This window comes from Candidatus Koribacter versatilis Ellin345 (genome assembly GCF_000014005.1).
Classification (GTDB): Bacteria; Acidobacteriota; Terriglobia; order Terriglobales; family Acidobacteriaceae; genus Korobacter; species Korobacter versatilis_A.
The window spans coordinates 1501739-1516932 of the sequence record NC_008009.1 but is presented as its reverse complement, the minus strand read 5'-3'; the positions used below and the strand labels follow the sequence as shown (position 1 = coordinate 1516932).

17 protein-coding genes are annotated in these 15194 nt (G+C 59.6%); 2 read left to right on the top strand and 15 right to left on the bottom strand.

Annotated features, from left to right (window positions below; all coding sequences use genetic code 11):
• Nucleotides 1-7 precede the first annotated feature (7 nt).
• The 14 genes from rplP to rpsL all read right to left on the bottom strand — a co-directional run bounded on the left by rplP (nucleotide 8) and on the right by rpsL (nucleotide 9812).
• Nucleotides 8-427 carry a 50S ribosomal protein L16 gene (gene rplP / locus ACID345_RS06350; RefSeq protein WP_011522037.1) on the bottom strand — a complete coding sequence of 140 codons (420 nt, stop codon included), beginning with the start codon at nucleotides 425-427 and terminating at the stop codon, nucleotides 8-10.
• Nucleotides 428-485: 58 nt separating this feature from the next.
• Nucleotides 486-1157, bottom strand: coding sequence for a 30S ribosomal protein S3 (rpsC, locus tag ACID345_RS06345; RefSeq protein ID WP_011522036.1), 672 nt, complete (start codon nucleotides 1155-1157; stop codon nucleotides 486-488).
• A 50-nt stretch (nucleotides 1158-1207) separates the two neighbouring features.
• Entirely contained in the window at nucleotides 1208-1711 is a 504-nt protein-coding gene (gene rplV, locus ACID345_RS06340) for a 50S ribosomal protein L22 (RefSeq protein WP_011522035.1), read from the bottom strand.
• A gap of 13 nt (nucleotides 1712-1724) precedes the next feature.
• On the bottom strand, nucleotides 1725-2015 hold the full coding sequence (gene rpsS, locus ACID345_RS06335) for a 30S ribosomal protein S19 (protein WP_011522034.1): 291 nt from the start codon (nucleotides 2013-2015) through the stop codon (nucleotides 1725-1727).
• A 23-nt stretch (nucleotides 2016-2038) separates the two neighbouring features.
• Complete coding sequence (gene rplB, locus ACID345_RS06330; protein ID WP_011522033.1) at nucleotides 2039-2866, bottom strand: 50S ribosomal protein L2; 828 nt, start codon at nucleotides 2864-2866, stop codon at nucleotides 2039-2041.
• A 62-nt stretch (nucleotides 2867-2928) separates the two neighbouring features.
• Nucleotides 2929-3225 carry a 50S ribosomal protein L23 gene (locus tag ACID345_RS06325; protein WP_011522032.1) on the bottom strand — a complete coding sequence of 99 codons (297 nt, stop codon included), beginning with the start codon at nucleotides 3223-3225 and terminating at the stop codon, nucleotides 2929-2931.
• Complete coding sequence (gene rplD, locus ACID345_RS06320) at nucleotides 3225-3878, bottom strand: 50S ribosomal protein L4 (protein WP_011522031.1); 654 nt, start codon at nucleotides 3876-3878, stop codon at nucleotides 3225-3227. The genes ACID345_RS06325 and rplD overlap by 1 nt, the downstream gene beginning before the upstream one ends.
• Before the next feature lie 65 nt (nucleotides 3879-3943).
• Nucleotides 3944-4678 (bottom strand): 50S ribosomal protein L3, encoded by a 735-nt coding sequence (gene rplC, locus ACID345_RS06315; RefSeq protein ID WP_011522030.1) that lies wholly within the window; start codon nucleotides 4676-4678, stop codon nucleotides 3944-3946.
• A gap of 70 nt (nucleotides 4679-4748) precedes the next feature.
• The gene (gene rpsJ / locus ACID345_RS06310) at nucleotides 4749-5078 is read right to left on the bottom strand and encodes a 30S ribosomal protein S10 (protein ID WP_049761751.1); all 330 of its coding nucleotides are present in this window, start codon (nucleotides 5076-5078) and stop codon (nucleotides 4749-4751) included.
• Between the two features lie 108 nt (nucleotides 5079-5186).
• Nucleotides 5187-6374, bottom strand: a complete 1188-nt coding sequence (gene tuf, locus ACID345_RS06305) for an elongation factor Tu (protein ID WP_011522028.1) — start codon at nucleotides 6372-6374, stop codon at nucleotides 5187-5189.
• A 19-nt stretch (nucleotides 6375-6393) separates the two neighbouring features.
• On the bottom strand, nucleotides 6394-6720 hold the full coding sequence (locus ACID345_RS27475; RefSeq protein ID WP_041855499.1) for an antibiotic biosynthesis monooxygenase: 327 nt from the start codon (nucleotides 6718-6720) through the stop codon (nucleotides 6394-6396).
• Between the two features lie 24 nt (nucleotides 6721-6744).
• Complete coding sequence (gene fusA / locus ACID345_RS06295) at nucleotides 6745-8838, bottom strand: elongation factor G (RefSeq protein ID WP_011522027.1); 2094 nt, start codon at nucleotides 8836-8838, stop codon at nucleotides 6745-6747.
• Nucleotides 8839-8949: 111 nt separating this feature from the next.
• A complete protein-coding gene (rpsG, locus tag ACID345_RS06290) occupies nucleotides 8950-9423 on the bottom strand; it encodes a 30S ribosomal protein S7 (protein WP_011522026.1) in 474 nt (157 codons plus the stop codon).
• Between the two features lie 14 nt (nucleotides 9424-9437).
• Entirely contained in the window at nucleotides 9438-9812 is a 375-nt protein-coding gene (rpsL, locus tag ACID345_RS06285; RefSeq protein WP_011522025.1) for a 30S ribosomal protein S12, read from the bottom strand.
• A 501-nt stretch (nucleotides 9813-10313) separates the two neighbouring features.
• Between rpsL and ACID345_RS06275 the strand changes: the two genes are divergently transcribed.
• Together ACID345_RS06275 and ACID345_RS06270 are read left to right on the top strand one after the other, a co-directional pair.
• On the top strand, nucleotides 10314-12044 hold the full coding sequence (locus ACID345_RS06275) for a tetratricopeptide repeat protein (protein ID WP_041855497.1): 1731 nt from the start codon (nucleotides 10314-10316) through the stop codon (nucleotides 12042-12044).
• A gap of 151 nt (nucleotides 12045-12195) precedes the next feature.
• Complete coding sequence (locus tag ACID345_RS06270; RefSeq protein WP_011522023.1) at nucleotides 12196-14412, top strand: hypothetical protein; 2217 nt, start codon at nucleotides 12196-12198, stop codon at nucleotides 14410-14412.
• Nucleotides 14413-14470: 58 nt separating this feature from the next.
• Here the strand turns inward: ACID345_RS06270 and ACID345_RS06265 are convergent, their stop codons facing one another.
• Nucleotides 14471-15172, bottom strand: coding sequence for an energy transducer TonB (locus ACID345_RS06265; protein WP_011522022.1), 702 nt, complete (start codon nucleotides 15170-15172; stop codon nucleotides 14471-14473).
• Between the last annotated feature and the right edge of the window lie 22 nt (nucleotides 15173-15194).

The following is a 15194-nucleotide window of genomic DNA, read 5'->3' as shown; positions in this document are numbered from 1 at the left end:
TCTGCGTCTAGTGCGCCGACGTCTCGCGCGCCACAAATTTCGTGCGCAACGGCAGCTTGTGGGCGGCCAGGCGCATTGCCTCGGCAGCATCCGTCACCGAAACGCCTTCCATTTCGAACAGGATCTTGCCGGGGCGGACGACGGCGACCCAATGATCAGGCGCGCCCTTGCCCTTACCCATACGGGTTTCGGCCGGCTTCTTGGTTACCGGCTTGTCCGGGAAGAGGCGGATCCAGATCTTGCCGCCGCGCTTGATGAAGCGCGTCATAGCAACACGGCTCGCTTCAATCTGGCGGTCGCTGATCCAGCCCGGCTCCAACACCTTCAAGCCGAAATCGCCGAAGCTCAACTCGGAGCCGCGCCAAGCTTTGCCGCGCATGCGTCCGCGCTGCTGCTTGCGGTACTTCACTTTCTTGGGCATTAACATCGTCGTATCTCCGCGGCTATTGCCGCCTCGCCGCACAGTTGCGGCAACAAATCAAAAGTTAGAAATTGCCGGCGGTCGCCACCTGCGGCTCACGCTTCTTGGCCGCGGGAAGAATCTCGCCCTTGTAGACCCACGCCTTGACGCCGATCACACCGTACGTGGTCCGCGCTTCCGCGAATCCGTAGTCGATGTCGGCACGCAGCGTGTGCAGCGGCAACCGGCCCTGCAGGTACCACTCGGAACGGGCGATTTCATTGCCGTTCAGGCGGCCACTCACGCGGACCTTGATCCCCTTGCAACCGAAACGCAGCGCCGAGTCCACCGACTTGCGCATCGCGCGCCGGAAGCCTACGCGCTTCTCGAGCTGCAACGCGATCGACTCCGCCACCAGCTGTGCATCGAGCTCAGGCTTGTGCACTTCCTGGATGTCGATGTACACCTCGCGGTTCGTCCGCTTCTGGAGCTCGCCCTTGAGCTTATCGATCTCTGCGCCTTTGCGGCCGATGATGATGCCCGGACGCGCGGTGCGAATGATAATGCGCAGCTTGTTGCCCGGGCGCTCCACTTCAATGGAGCTCACGCCCGCCGACTTGAGCTTCTCTTTCAGCTCGGCCTTCAGCTTGACGTCTTCGAGCAGCAGTTTGTCGTAGTCCCGCTCGATAAACCAACGCGACTTCCACGGCTTGGTATATCCGAGGCGGAATCCGTAAGGATGGACTTTCTGTCCCATATCTTCGCTTCTTCTCCGCAGTGCAGGCTCGCCGCACCGCTGTTGAACTTCTATCTCTTCGCGGTTTTCTTACCCGCAAATTTCTTTGCCGGGGCCTTCTTCGCAGCCGCTTTCTTCGCGGGAGCCTTCTTGGCCTTTGCGCCCTTTGCGCCCTTTGCCTTCGGAGCTTCGTCCTCGACGGTGGTCGCGGTCGAACCCTGGAAACCTGGCTTCTCCGCCAGCGAGATCTCGATATGCGAGATACGGCGCTGGTAGCGGAACGCTCGTCCCATCGGGGCCGGACGGATGCGCTTCATGCGCGGGCCGTCGTTCGCGATCGCCTTCTTCACATACAGGCGGTCGAGGTCCAGGTCGAGTCCCTTCTCATTGCTGAGATAGTTGGCGTTGTCCATCGCCGAGTGCACCAGTTTATAAATCGCCGGCGCAATGCCCTTCTTCGTGAAGAGCAGTGTGTTCAGAGCGTCTTCCACCCGCTGTCCCTTAATCAGGTCCAGCACCAGCCGGGCCTTCTGCGGGGAGACGCGAACGAAATTTGCTTTAGCTGTGAATTCCATCGTCGCCTCTCTCTTACCGGGCCGGCTTTGCAGCCGTCTCCGTTGCCGCTTTCACCGAGTGGCCCTTGAACTGGCGGGTGAAGCTGAACTCGCCGAGCTTGTGTCCCACCATGTTTTCCGTCACGTACACCGGGATGAATTTCTTCCCGTTGTGCACGGCCAGCGTGTGTCCCACCATCTCGGGGATGATCGTCGAACGGCGCGACCAGGTGCGGACCACCTTCTTCTCGTTGCGGTTGTTCATGTCCTCGATCTTGGCGAGAACGTGTGTATCAATGAACGGACCTTTTTTTTGCGAACGCATATTTCTTCTCTACCCTCTCGCGCTTACCGCTTGCCGCGTCGCGTCACGATGAACTTATCGGTCCGCTTGTTGTTACGGGTCTTGTAGCCACGTGTCGGTTGTCCCCAAGGGGTCACCGGGTGACGTCCACCCGAGGTCTTGCCTTCACCACCGCCATGCGGATGGTCGACCGGGTTCATGACGACACCGCGGTTGGTCGGACGCACACCCATCCAGCGGGTGCGGCCGGCCTTGCCGATTGCCACGTTCTCGTAATCGAGATTGCCAACCTGGCCGATCGTCGCCATGCAGTCCACTAGCACGCGGCGAGTTTCGCCGGAAGGTAGCTTGAGCAGCGCGTAGTCGGATTCCTTGGCCACCAACTGCGCCTGGGCTCCGGCCGAACGCGCCATCTGCGCGCCCTTACCAGGCTTCAGCTCGATGTTGTGCACTACAGTACCGGCCGGGATGTTGCGCAGCGGCAGGGCATTGCCAACCAGGATGTCGGCGTCCGGCCCGCTCACAACCTTCTGCCCGACCTTCAAACCCACCGGGTGCAGGATGTAGCGCTTTTCGCCATCGGCATAGTGCAGCAGCGCGATGTTCGCCGAACGGTTCGGATCGTATTCAACAGTCGCGACGGTCGCGGGTACGCCGCTCTTGTCGCGCTTGAAATCGATGAGGCGCAGCTTGCGCTTGTGTCCACCGCCACGATGCCAGATCGTGATGTCGCCGGCATTGCGGCGCCCGCCGGTGCGCTGCTTCGTCTTCGTCAGCGGCTTATGCGGACGGTCCGTGGTCAGCTCTTCGTTGACCAGCTTCGTCTGGAAGCGCAGCGTCGGAGTTAGCGGTCTGTATGTCTTGATAGCCATATTCGTCTCTTCTCGGGTGCCCCATGTCTCGCTGTTTTCGAGACGTGGGGGTTTTTACCCCGTTACAGGTTCTCGGCGTACTCCGGCATCTTTTCGCCTGTCTTCAGGCGAACGTATGCCTTCTTCCAGTCGGGGCGGTAGCCGCTGAATTTACCGCGGCGGCGTTCCTTGCCCACGAAGTTTGCAGTGCGGACCGTGTCCACCTTCACCTTGAAGGTCTTCTGCACCGCTTCCTTGATCTCCGTCTTGGTCGCATTCGCCGAGACTTCGAACACCAGCGTCGATTCGGTTTCCTTCACGCCCAGACCTTTTTCCGTGATCACAGGCTTCCGGAGGATCTGATATGCCGACTTAGCCATTACGCCACCTCCGCATGACGCTTGCTCGCCGCTTTTTTCAGCGAGTTCTGCAGCTTCTCGAGCGCCGGACGCGCAATCACCGCGCGGTCGTAACGCAGCAGGTGATACGGATGAACCGCATTGCCTGCTACTAGCTCCACACCCTTAAGGTTGCGCGAGCTCAACTCGAGGTTCTTGTTTTCAGCGGATTCGATCAGCAGTGCCGTCTTGTCCACCTTGAGCCCCGCCAGCGTCTTGCGGAACGCATTCGCCTTCGGCTCTTTCACGTCGAAGCTTTCCACCACCGTCAGCTTGCCATCGGCCAGCTTGGCGGCGAGCGCCGAACGCAGCGCACCCAGGAGCTTCTTACGCGGGAACGCGTAGTCGTACGAACGGGGCTGCGGTCCGTGGACGGTGCCGCCGTGACGCCACAGTGGCGAACGGATCGAGCCCACACGCGCGCGGCCCGTTCCCTTCTGCTTCCAGAGCTTCTTGCCCGCGCCGGAGACCAGCTTCTTGTTCTTGGTGGCGTGGGTACCGCGATGCTGCCCGGCGCGGTAGTGCTTCACCGCTTCCCAGAGCAGGTCTTCGTTCACTGCACCGAAGACTTCGTCAGCCAGTTCGAACGAACCGACCTTCTCGCCACTCAGGTTTACTACGTCAATTGTCGCCATAACGATTTCTCTCAATCTCTATCGGGTGCCCCACTCTAGCGAAGCCAGGGTGGGGATTTTCCCAACTACTTCTTCTTCGCAACCGCGCGCTTCGAAGCCTTCAACGGGTCAACCGTGCTCGAACCCGCGAATCCACGACGCTCTCTCGGCGGTTTCTTCGACATGGTGATGAACACCGTAGCGTCCTTCGGTCCCGGAACCGCGCCTTCGACCACCAACAGGTTTTCGTCCTTGTCGATGCCGAGGATGCGCAGGTTGCGGACCGTCACCTGGTCCTGGCCCATGTGACCGGCCATGCGCATGCCTTTGAACACGCGCGACGGGAACGCCGACGAACCGATCGAACCCGAGATCTGGAACATCGAACCGTGCGACCGGGCGCCGCCAGCGAACTTATGGCGCTTCACCACGCCCGCGAAACCGCGGCCCTTGCTCACGCCCGTCACATCGACGAACTTCGATCCCTCGAAGAGATCGACCAGCACCTTGTCGCCGACTTTCACTTCGCCGTTCGACTCCGCTTCGCTGGGTCCGTCCGCGACGATCGCAAACTCGTGCAGGGTGCGCACCGGGGGAAGATCATTCTTCCCGAGGTGGCCGAGTTGGGCCTTGGTCAGGCGCGTCTCCTTCACGAACTCAACGAGTCCGACCTGGGCGGCATCGTAGCCGTCCTTGTTTGCCGTCTTGCGCTGCGTAATCACACAGGGACCGGCCTGCAGCACCGTGACAGGGCGAACATCGCCTTTGCTGTCGAAGAGCTGCGTCATGCCGATCTTTTTTCCAATCAATCCGTTAATCATGATTTCCATTCCTCATCATGCCGTCGCTATCCGCGGGGCACTGTAGGTGTTTTGGTAGAGCTCGCTGTCTCTACTTGTGTTCCTTGCCGAATGCCTTAATTTCCACGTCCACGCCCGCGGGCAGGTCGAGTTTCATCAGCGCATCCACGGTCTGCTGCGTCGGCTCGAGAATGTCGAGCAAGCGCTTGTGGGTGCGGATCTCGAATGCCTCACGGCTCTTCTTGTCCACGTGGGGAGAGCGAAGAACGCAATACTTGTTCTTCACCGTGGGTAGCGGAATCGGTCCCGCAATCTGCGCGCCGGTACGGCGGGCGGTATCCACGATTTCTCCCGTGGACTGGTCCAGAACGCGGTAGTCATAAGCCTTCAGTCGGATCCGAATACGTTCTTTGCCAATCACGTCAGTTTCTCTCAAAGATCTGTCTGGAACGGCCGTTCTCACGAACCGCCCCGCGGCCTTGCCGCAGGTTTTGTTGCGGGTCCGGGGTTTCACCGGACCCAAGAACTTCTACGCAATAATCTCGCTGATGGTGCCAGCGCCGACCGTACGGCCGCCTTCACGAATCGCGAAGCGCAAGCCCTTTTCCATAGCTACCGGCGTGATCAACTCGATCTCCAGCGCTACGTTGTCGCCCGGCATCACCATCTCCGTGCCTGCAGGCAAGGTCGCTACGCCGGTCACGTCCGTGGTGCGGAAGTAGAACTGCGGACGGTAGCCCTTGAAGAACGGGGTATGACGCCCGCCTTCTTCCTTGCTCAACACGTAAACTTCGCCCTTGAACTTGGTGTGCGGGGTAATCGATCCACCCTTCGCCAACACCATGCCGCGCTCCACATCGTCTTTACCGATACCGCGGAGCAGCAACCCGGCGTTGTCGCCAGCCAGACCTTCGTCCAGCTGCTTCTTGAACATTTCGACGCCCGTCACTACCGTCTTGCGGGTCTCGCGGAAGCCTACGATTTCCACTTCCTCGCCCACCTTCACCTTGCCACGCTCGATACGGCCGGTAACCACCGTGCCGCGGCCCGAGATCGAGAAGATGTCTTCGATCGGCATCAGGAACGGCTTGTCGATGTCGCGCGCCGGCAGCGGAATGTTCTTGTCCACTGCTTCCATCAACTCATCGATCTTGGCTTCCCACTGCGCTTCACCGTTCAGTGCACCCAAGGCCGAACCACGAACTACCGGGAGGTCGTCGCCGGGGAACCCGTACTTGTTCAGCAACTCGCGCACTTCCATCTCGACCAGGTCGATCAGTTCGGCGTCTTCGACGGCATCGCACTTGTTGAGGAACACCACCACGTAGGGGACGCCTACCTGGCGGGCAAGCAGCACGTGCTCTTTCGTCTGCGGCATCGGACCGTCGGTCGCCGCTACCACCAGGATCGCGCCATCCATCTGCGCCGCGCCGGTGATCATGTTCTTGATGTAATCAGCGTGGCCCGGGCAATCGACGTGGGCGTAGTGACGGTTCGCCGTCTCGTACTCCACGTGCGCCGTCGCAATCGTGATACCGCGCTCGCGCTCTTCCGGTGCGTTGTCGATCGAATCGAACGAACGGAACGCAATCTTCGGGTTGTGCTTCGACAACACCTTCGTGATCGCCGCCGTCAACGTCGTCTTCCCGTGGTCAATGTGCCCAATCGTGCCAACGTTCACGTGCGGTTTGCTGCGGTCAAATTTCTCTTTCGCCATCGTCTAGTCCTCGTCTGAACTATGCCGGAGCCAAGGCTCCTTCGTCTGAGTCATCCCCGGGGCCGTAATAAGCGCCGAGTTGCGTTTCCGTCTCTACGATTCCGTCTGCCCTGATCGCTTCCTGGAACCGCTTCAGCTCTTCCCGGTGTTGCTCGCGAAAAGCCTCAAACCCGTAGTGCGACTGCCAAACATCCGTGATCCGATACCGCGTATCGAATCCAACTTCTTTTTCGAGCTCCGTCCTTACGTATCCTTCGGAGTTTCGCAAAAACCTTGGCCATCTTTCTAAGAAGCGCTCTTCAAACTCACGCTCCCTGCCAGGTCGTATCCGGAGCTCCCTGATCACAAAGAACAGGTAGCTCCGTGTGATTCACCGTGCTGCCGGTTTGCCCTGCACCTTGGCTACGATTTCTTCGGCCACCGAACGCGGCGCTTCTTCGTAGTGCGCAAAGTGCATGCTGAACGTCGCGCGGCCCTGCGTATTCGAACGCATACTGTTGACGTAACCGAACATCTCCGCGAGCGGCACCATCGCCTTCACAACCTGCGATCCGGCGCGATGCTCCAGTCCCTCGATGCGCCCACGGCGGCTGTTCAAGTCGCCGATGATCACTCCCATGTACTCTTCCGGCACCACTACTTCCACTGACATCACCGGCTCCAGCAGCACCGGGCTCGCTTTACGCGCGGCTTCCTTGAAGGCCATCGAACCGGCAATCTTGAATGCCATTTCGTTGGAATCCACATCGTGGTAGCTGCCGTCGTACAGCGTGACCTTTACGTCCACCATCTCGTAGCCGGCGAGTACGCCGCCTTCGAGCGCTTCCTTGATGCCCTGGTCGATCGGCTTGATGAATTCCTTCGGAATCGTGCCACCGACGATGTCGTTGATGAACTCGTAGCCCTTGCCCGGCTCGTTCGGACCCACGCGAATCTTGCAGTGTCCGTACTGGCCGCTGCCGCCGGTCTGACGGATGTACTTGCCTTCCGCCTGGGCTTCCTTGCGGATCGTTTCACGATACGCAACCTGCGGCTTGCCGACGTTGGCCTGCACGTGAAACTCGCGCATCATGCGGTCCACGAGAATTTCCAGGTGGAGTTCGCCCATGCCCGCGATGATCGTCTGCCCACTGTCGGGATCGGTGCTCACCCGGAACGTCGGATCTTCCTGCGCCAGCTTGTTGAGCGCGACGCCCATCTTTTCCTGGTCGCTCTTGGTCTTCGGTTCCACGGCGACGGAGATAACCGGTGTCGGGAACTCGATCGACTCCAGCACCAGCGGATGCTTCTCATCGGAAATCGTGTCGCCGGTCGTGATCGTCTTCAGGCCCACCACAGCGCAGATGTCGCCCGCCATGATCTCGCCGATCTCTTCACGCTTATTCGCATGCATTTTCAGCAGGCGGCCAATGCGCTCCGTGCGTCCCTTGCTGCTGTTGTAAACGCTGTCGCCCGTCTTCAGCTGTCCGCTGTATACGCGGATAAATGTCAACTGTCCGACGAACGGGTCGGTCATGATCTTGAACGCCAGTGCGGCGAACGGCTGCTTGTCGTCGGCGCTACGCTGCTCTTCCAATCCGGTGTCCGGGTTCTTTCCCGTGACCGGAGGAATGTCGAGAGGCGAAGGCAGATAGTCGACGACTGCGTCGAGCAGCGTCTGCACACCCTTGTTCTTGAAGGCGGTTCCCACTGTGACCGGGAAGACCTTCATCGCAATGGTGGCGCGGCGGAGACCAGCTTGAAGCTCAGCCGCCGTCATCTCTTCGCCTTCAATGTACTTCGCCATCAGTTCGTCATCGCACTCGGCGATGGTTTCGACCATCAGGTTGTGGAACGCCTGCGCCTTCTTCAACAGTTCGGCGGGAATCTCTTCCACGTCGTACTGCGAACCCATGGCTTCGTCGTGCCACACCAACGCCTTCATCTTGAAGAGGTCGATGACGCCCTTGAACTTGTCTTCGAGTCCGATGGGATATTGGATTGCGACGGGCTTGGCGTTGAGGCGCTTGCGGATGGTGTCGATGGCATGCTCGAAATCAGCACCCATCTTGTCGATCTTGTTGATGAAGCAAATACGCGGGACCGAGTACTTGTCAGCCTGTCTCCAGACCGTTTCCGACTGCGGTTCGACGCCGTGCACCGCGTCAAACACCGCGACTGCGCCGTCCAACACGCGCAGCGAACGCTCGACTTCTGCGGTGAAGTCGACGTGGCCCGGAGTATCGATGATGTTGATGCGCTCGTCGCGCCAGGTGCAAGTGGTCGCCGCCGATGTGATCGTGATGCCGCGCTCCTGCTCTTGCGCCATCCAATCCATCGTTGCCGTGCCTTCGTGGACCTCGCCAATGCGGTGCGTGCGGCCCGTGTAAAACAGGACGCGCTCCGTGGTCGTGGTCTTACCAGCATCGATGTGCGCCATGATGCCGATATTCCTGCAACGCTCTAATGGAACCTGTCTCGCCACTTAATTTCTCTTCTCTTCACACTGCGCGGGAACCCCATCGCCGCGCGCTCTTAACTGTCCACCGCGGCATGGGTGCCGCATTCATCGTCTTGTCAGAACTCTAAACCGCGATTACCAACGGTAATGAGCGAACGCCTTGTTGGCTTCCGCCATGCGGTGTACGTCTTCCTTCTTCTTGATCGCGGCGCCACGGCCGTTGGCCGCATCGAGCAGCTCGTTGGCGAGCTTATCGATCATGCCTTTCTCGCCACGCCCACGCGAGTACGAGATCAGCCAGCGAATCGCCAGCGACGTGCGGCGGTCGGCATTCACTTCCACCGGCACCTGGTAGTTCGCGCCACCGACTCGGCGAGTCTTGACTTCGAGCAACGGCTTGGCGTTCTCGACGGCCTTCTTGAACAACTTGATGGCCTCTTCTCCGCCGCCCTTGGCTTCGAGCTTCTTCATCGCTTCGTAGAAGATGCCCTGCGCGGTGCTCTTCTTGCCGTCCCACATCATCGAGTTCACGAACTTGTTGGCCAGGGTGGAACCGTAGACCGGATCCGCCAGTGGCTCGCGCTTCGCAATATGACCTTTTCTAGGCATCGAAATCCTCTACCTTAAGCTTTCGGGCGCTTGGCGCCATACTTCGAACGGCCCTGCTTGCGGTTGGCTACGCCCACCGAATCCAGGGTGCCGCGTACCACGTGATAACGAACGCCCGGCAGGTCCTTCACACGGCCGCCGCGGATCAGCACAATCGAGTGCTCCTGCAGGTTGTGGCCGATGCCGGGGATGTACGTCGTCACTTCAATTCCATTGGTCAGGCGGACACGCGCAACTTTGCGCAGCGCCGAGTTCGGCTTCTTGGGCGTCTGGGTGTAAACGCGGGTGCAAACGCCACGCTTCTGCGGGCACGATTGCAATGCCGGGCTCGCCGTCTTGAACTTCGGCGCCGTACGGCCCTTACGCACGAGTTGATTAAATGTAGGCACTCTTCCAAGCTCCTTCCGGGCACACACACCCGGATTTGCGCCGCTTTGCAGCGCTTAAATTCCTTTTCCCTTTGCAGGGGCTGGACAGCTTCTCGCGCTTCACACACGTGAAGGACTTGCTGCCCATGCTTCCCGCAAACACACTGCGGGAATCTGAGGTGTACCTTGTGGTTGGGCTAACGACGGTGGCTCCTAGTCCGTTTCGGAAGGAACTCCGTTTCGTTGGCCTCGACCTGCATACCCTCCGGAAGGTCCAGAGGTAGCGCAGGTTCGTTTCAGCGAGGATGCCCTTAAAAACTCAGCCACTTACATGGCGCTTGCAGGGCGTATCCAAATTGCAGATCAGCTACGACCTATACAGGCAAGCCAAAATGACTCGCAGAACCTATCCAATATAACAAGTTGAACCACAAGCGTCAACGAACAGATTTCAACTTTTCTCACGAATTCTGTCCGGCGAGCACCTGCAAACCCCATGGTATCATCCGCCTCATCCAGCAAATGTCTTACGTACCGGCCCCCGACAACCGCCAACCCGGCTTGCTAAGCGGGTCCCGCGCCATTTTGGCACTCATTCTCGGAGTCACTGCTCTCGTCTACGCCGGTACCCTGCAATTTGGCTTTACCTACGACGACACCCCACAAATCGTAACCAATCCACGCATTTCCTCATGGAGTTACCTGCCCAAGTACTTCACGGAGCACGTCTGGGCGCAGATTTCTGCCTCCGGAACATACTACCGGCCCTTATTTTTGTTGTGGTTACGTCTGAATCACGCGTTATTCGGAGTCCAGAACCCGTTTCCGTGGCACTTGACGACCGTGCTTTTGCATCTTCTCGCGGTGACGTTGGTTTTCCGGCTCCTGATCAAGACATTCAGCCTCGAAGTCGCCGGAATCGCGACTTTCGTGTTCGCGCTGCACCCCGGACACGTTGAATCCGTCGCGTGGATCTCCGGCTGTACTGAGCCGCTCATGACCTGTGCGCTCGTCGGCGCAATCCTCTGCTGGACGAATCGCAGAAATTCTCGGGGTGCGCTTTGGCTCGCGGCCTCATGGCTGCTCTGTCTCGCCAGCCTGTTGATCAAAGAAACCGCAGTGCTGTTGCCGGTCCTGATCTTTGTCTATTCACTTTTCGAAGACCGTGAATCGCCGCGCTTCGACGCTTACAAGCGCGCAGTCCTGAACACGCTGCCCTTCGCGGTAATCACGGTCGCGGAATTGATGGTTCGCGCTCGCGTGCTTCGCGGCGGCGTCGCCGACGAACCGCATCCGGCGATGCAAACGCTGCTGACAGTTCCATCAGCGATTTCTTTTTACATTCAACATCTGTTCTGGCCCGTGAAATTGAGCCCTTTCTACGGCCTCGAGCTGATGCAAAAATTCAGCGCCGTTGTCGTGATTCCGGCGGCTCTCGTCGCTCTCTGCGCCGTCGCACTTCTTCTTGTCCTCGCATTTCGCTCGCGCACATTGCTGATCGCCGTCGCATGGCTTGTTTTACCTGTGCTGCCTGCGCTCATTGGCATCCGCCTCTTTGATAGCAACGATATCGTTCACGACCGCTATCTCTATCTCTCGACGATCGGACTAGGACTTCTTCTTGGACTTGCGATCTCCCGGCTTCCGGCGGCGGGCACAGAGATTTTCCGCCTCCCACGCGCGCAATTTGCGTGCATCGCGCTTATCGCGATCGCAATTGCTGCTGGAACCGCGCTGGAAATTCGCCCCTGGAGCAACAATCTCGCCTTGTTCCTCCGTGGGGTCGACGTCGCACCCAACAGCACGCCGGCCTACAGTCATCTCGCCTTCGAGGTTTACAAGCGCGGCGATGCCGCGGATGCCGAGCGCCTCTACAAACACGCCGTGGCGCTTGGCCCCAACGACTGGCCCGCGAATTTTGGCTTGGCTATGATCGAAATGCGCATGTCGAACTGGAACGAGGCCGACCGATTTTTCCAACGCGCAATCGAGATCAGCCCTTCGGTGAGCAATGGAAGCTATCTTCTGCAAGCACGGGTCCGGGTCGAAATGCAGCATTACGATGCCGCCGAAAAAAGCGTGCGGGAAGCGATCGACAACTGGCCGAACATCGCGAGCCAGCATTTATTATTGGCTCAGATCCTGACAAAGCAAGGGCGCATTGAGGAAGCCCGCTCTGAATATCAGAAGGAGTTGACGCTTAATCCCACCTCCACCGAAGCACGGATGGGACTCGCGGAAATTGGGCAGTGAGGACGGCGGGTTCCGGGGCGACGCAATGCCCTCACCACCTCCTTCCCTTGCTGAAATATTCGTCACCTTCTAAACTATCGTTTTCCCACGAGGAACTCTCTCTCTGGTTTGCATTCCGCACGTCTAATCGAAGATCGTGCGGGGAGGATACATGCGGCGGTTCTTTACGGCTTCCTATACAGGTTTGGCAGTTATTGTTCTTTTCACGGCATTCTGGTCCGGCTGCGGTGGTAGCAGCAGTAGCACCACCGTCAATCAGATCACCCATTTCACGTTCTCGCCAGCGATCATCTCGTTGGAGCAGGGACAGGTCCTGCAGATCGCGGCCGCGCCTCTGAATTCCGACGGCAACGTAGTCGCTGCGACCGTTACGTACACGTCGTCCGACACGGCCAACGCCGACATTTCTCCCGGCGGCCTGCTCTGCGCCGGTACCTGGGGCGGCGACAAGACCTATACGATTTGCCATCCCGGCACCCAAGTGGGCCAGTACACAATCACCGCAACTGCCAACGATGCGGCGGCTAGTTCCGCGACGGCAACTGCTTACGTCCACTACCACGTGGACGCCGTGTTCATCCAGGCGCCCAGTGCTACCTGCACCAGCGCCGGCAAGACCAACGGCGTGAGCGCCGTGGCCTGCTCGCTGAAGAGCCACTCCGGCGGGTCCTGCTCGGCAACCTCGAGCCTCTGCCCGACCACCATGTGCGACGTCAGCAAGGATGTCGGCACATTCAATTTCGGCGCACTCGATTCCACCGTGGCCACCATCGCCACGGATGGCACCCTCACCGGCGGTATCCCGGGCATCACCAAGATTTATGCAGCCGTGGTGAGCGGTACGACCACCACGACCAGCACGGCGGTTCCCTATACCACCTGCCTGGTGGATTCAATCTCGCTGCATGTCGCGACCAAGACCGATACTTCCTTTGCCGTCGCGAAAAGCGCCACCGCCTCGCTCGCTGCCGATGTGCTCGACACTGAGGGCAACACGGTCACTCCCGGGCTCACGTACAACAGCCTCGCGGCCGCGACGGGTACGGTTGCCTCCAGTACGGGTACGGCGACATACACCGGCAAGGCGCCGGGCTACGGTGCCGTGGTCGCAAGCTGCACACCGCCGAGCTGTAACAAGAACGCCTCTGCGGTATTCAGCAACGTGGTGACTGCGACGGTGCAGAACTCCGCCACTGACACCGGCGTCACCGCCAACGAGACCAACGTTTACGTCACCGGCGTCGGCGCGCAGCAAATGTATCCGGTGGATACGACCAATCACACGCTGGGCACCGTGATGTCGCTCCCCTACGGACCAAACTCGATTGGGATTTCGAACGACGGCACCAGGATCTTCCTCGGCTCCGACAAAGCGGGGATGGTCGTAAACACTGCCTCGAACTCGGTCCAGGCGCTTTCGTTCCCTGGCAAGGTGTTGGCGGTATCGCCGAGCAACAATTTCGTCCTGTTCGCGAATACGGCGCTCGGCGTCGGCGCCGTAAACATCATGAGCGTCACCAGCCTGACCGTCGCGAACCCCGGTGGCTTTGAGATTCCGAACGTCTCTGCCGCCAGCTTCACGCCGGACGGCAACACCGTGTACTTCACCGACGGAGCGAGCCTTTACCGCTATCGCGTGGTTGGCGACAGCGGCAGCACACCGACGGCGTTGACGCTGACCAGCGGCGGCAATCCGCTGCCGGGCACAGCCAATGACCTGACCACCAGCGCCAACGGCACCGTGCTCTTCACCGCGACAACGCCCCGGATCGTGGCCAACGAAACTTGTAACGCCTTCGTCGGCGGCTCCTACGTCACGGCCTTCGATCCGCTCGGTGGACAGAACTTCACGGCACCCTCGGCACTTGCACAGTTGCCGAACGGCACCGGCATTCTCGCGGTGGATGGCGCCGATCTCGATACCGTCACCATCACCAGTCCGAACCCGCTCACCTCGCCCTTCTCCGGATGCCCTGCAACCGGCTTCGCCACCGCACCTGGGACGATTTCTCTGTCGGCCCTCGGAGGCGCCACCGTTGACAAACTTGTCGTGTCCAACAGCGGCAAGTACGCAGCGGTATTGGCGAACAACGGCAAGGTCGGGATCGTCGACTTGACCAAGGGCACGATGACCGTGGTCGCGCTCGTGAACAAGGGCACCGGCACTCTTACCGACGTCTTCAGCGGCGATTGGATGCTCGACGACAGCGGCGTATGGGTCACTGCCAGCGACTCCTACCTGCACTTCGTGGACGTCACGCAATTGAAAGACACCTCGCAGACACAAGTGCAGATCCAGGGCCCGCCGAGCAGTGGCGGCGGCGTGAACTACGTAGCGCCGAACCTGGTCGTCGTTCAACGCAAGTAGTCAGTCCGAAAGTAAAAAGCCCTCCCCGCGTGGGAGGGCTTTTCTATTTCAGCAAAGCTCACTTCACCTTCAGTACTCTCTCCAATATCACGCGGTATCCCGGATAAGCTCCCGGTCGGTTCTCATCGCGCACCAACCCGCGTACCGTGACTTCTCCGCTGCCAGCGGCAACCACCTGTTCCATCGCCGCGTATTTGGCGTCCTTCTGCGGAGGAGTGAGCGCATTGTCATCATCCACTTCCAACGCGCCATTGCACTCGCTGGACACAAGCACCTTGATCCCGTGCTCACGTTTCACCATTCCAACAACGTTCATCACCTTGCCGACATAAGTTTTCGGGTCGCGCACAATATTGCACACGGCCACCGGCGGGCTGTGTTCATCGAGCGCAAACTGCACTGCGACCCTGGTCTTGACCCGCGCCGCCTTACCTTTCACGAGCACCGGGTTCCACGTCCATTGCTTCACCGCGTCCGCCGCGGCCTCGCCCATCTCCCGCGGGAAAATCTGGCAATAGCTGTCGCAGCCGATCTGTTCTGCTTTTCCGTCGGCGCTAATTACCACATCGAGCGTCACCGTTCCTTGTATCCACTTCTGCAGAGCAACATCCGGATACACCGGCTTTACAGTTTTCGTCGGCGCCTCGTTAAGGCGCTGCATGGTGACTGCGCCGGGAACGTTCTTCGGCAGGTCGGGAAGCTGCGCCAAGGCACCGCAAGCGCAGAGCGTGAAACCGAGGAGAGAGGCGGTTCTCAACATACGAGCACTGATATACCATTCC

What these genes read in the sequence shown, in the direction of transcription:
- rplP (WP_011522037.1), bottom strand. Translation starts at nt 427, where the DNA reads ATGTTAATGCCCAAGAAAGTGAAGTACCGCAAGCAGCAGCGCGGACGC.
- rpsC (WP_011522036.1), bottom strand. Translation starts at nt 1,157, where the DNA reads ATGGGACAGAAAGTCCATCCTTACGGATTCCGCCTCGGATATACCAAG.
- rplV (WP_011522035.1), bottom strand. Translation starts at nt 1,711, where the DNA reads ATGGAATTCACAGCTAAAGCAAATTTCGTTCGCGTCTCCCCGCAGAAG.
- rpsS (WP_011522034.1), bottom strand. Translation starts at nt 2,015, where the DNA reads ATGCGTTCGCAAAAAAAAGGTCCGTTCATTGATACACACGTTCTCGCC.
- rplB (WP_011522033.1), bottom strand. Translation starts at nt 2,866, where the DNA reads ATGGCTATCAAGACATACAGACCGCTAACTCCGACGCTGCGCTTCCAG.
- ACID345_RS06325 (WP_011522032.1), bottom strand. Translation starts at nt 3,225, where the DNA reads ATGGCTAAGTCGGCATATCAGATCCTCCGGAAGCCTGTGATCACGGAA.
- rplD (WP_011522031.1), bottom strand. Translation starts at nt 3,878, where the DNA reads ATGGCGACAATTGACGTAGTAAACCTGAGTGGCGAGAAGGTCGGTTCG.
- rplC (WP_011522030.1), bottom strand. Translation starts at nt 4,678, where the DNA reads ATGATTAACGGATTGATTGGAAAAAAGATCGGCATGACGCAGCTCTTC.
- tuf (WP_011522028.1), bottom strand. Translation starts at nt 6,374, where the DNA reads ATGGCGAAAGAGAAATTTGACCGCAGCAAACCGCACGTGAACGTTGGC.
- rpsG (WP_011522026.1), bottom strand. Translation starts at nt 9,423, where the DNA reads ATGCCTAGAAAAGGTCATATTGCGAAGCGCGAGCCACTGGCGGATCCG.
- ACID345_RS06275 (WP_041855497.1), top strand. Translation starts at nt 10,314, where the DNA reads ATGTCTTACGTACCGGCCCCCGACAACCGCCAACCCGGCTTGCTAAGC.
- ACID345_RS06270 (WP_011522023.1), top strand. Translation starts at nt 12,196, where the DNA reads ATGCGGCGGTTCTTTACGGCTTCCTATACAGGTTTGGCAGTTATTGTT.
- ACID345_RS06265 (WP_011522022.1), bottom strand. Translation starts at nt 15,172, where the DNA reads ATGTTGAGAACCGCCTCTCTCCTCGGTTTCACGCTCTGCGCTTGCGGT.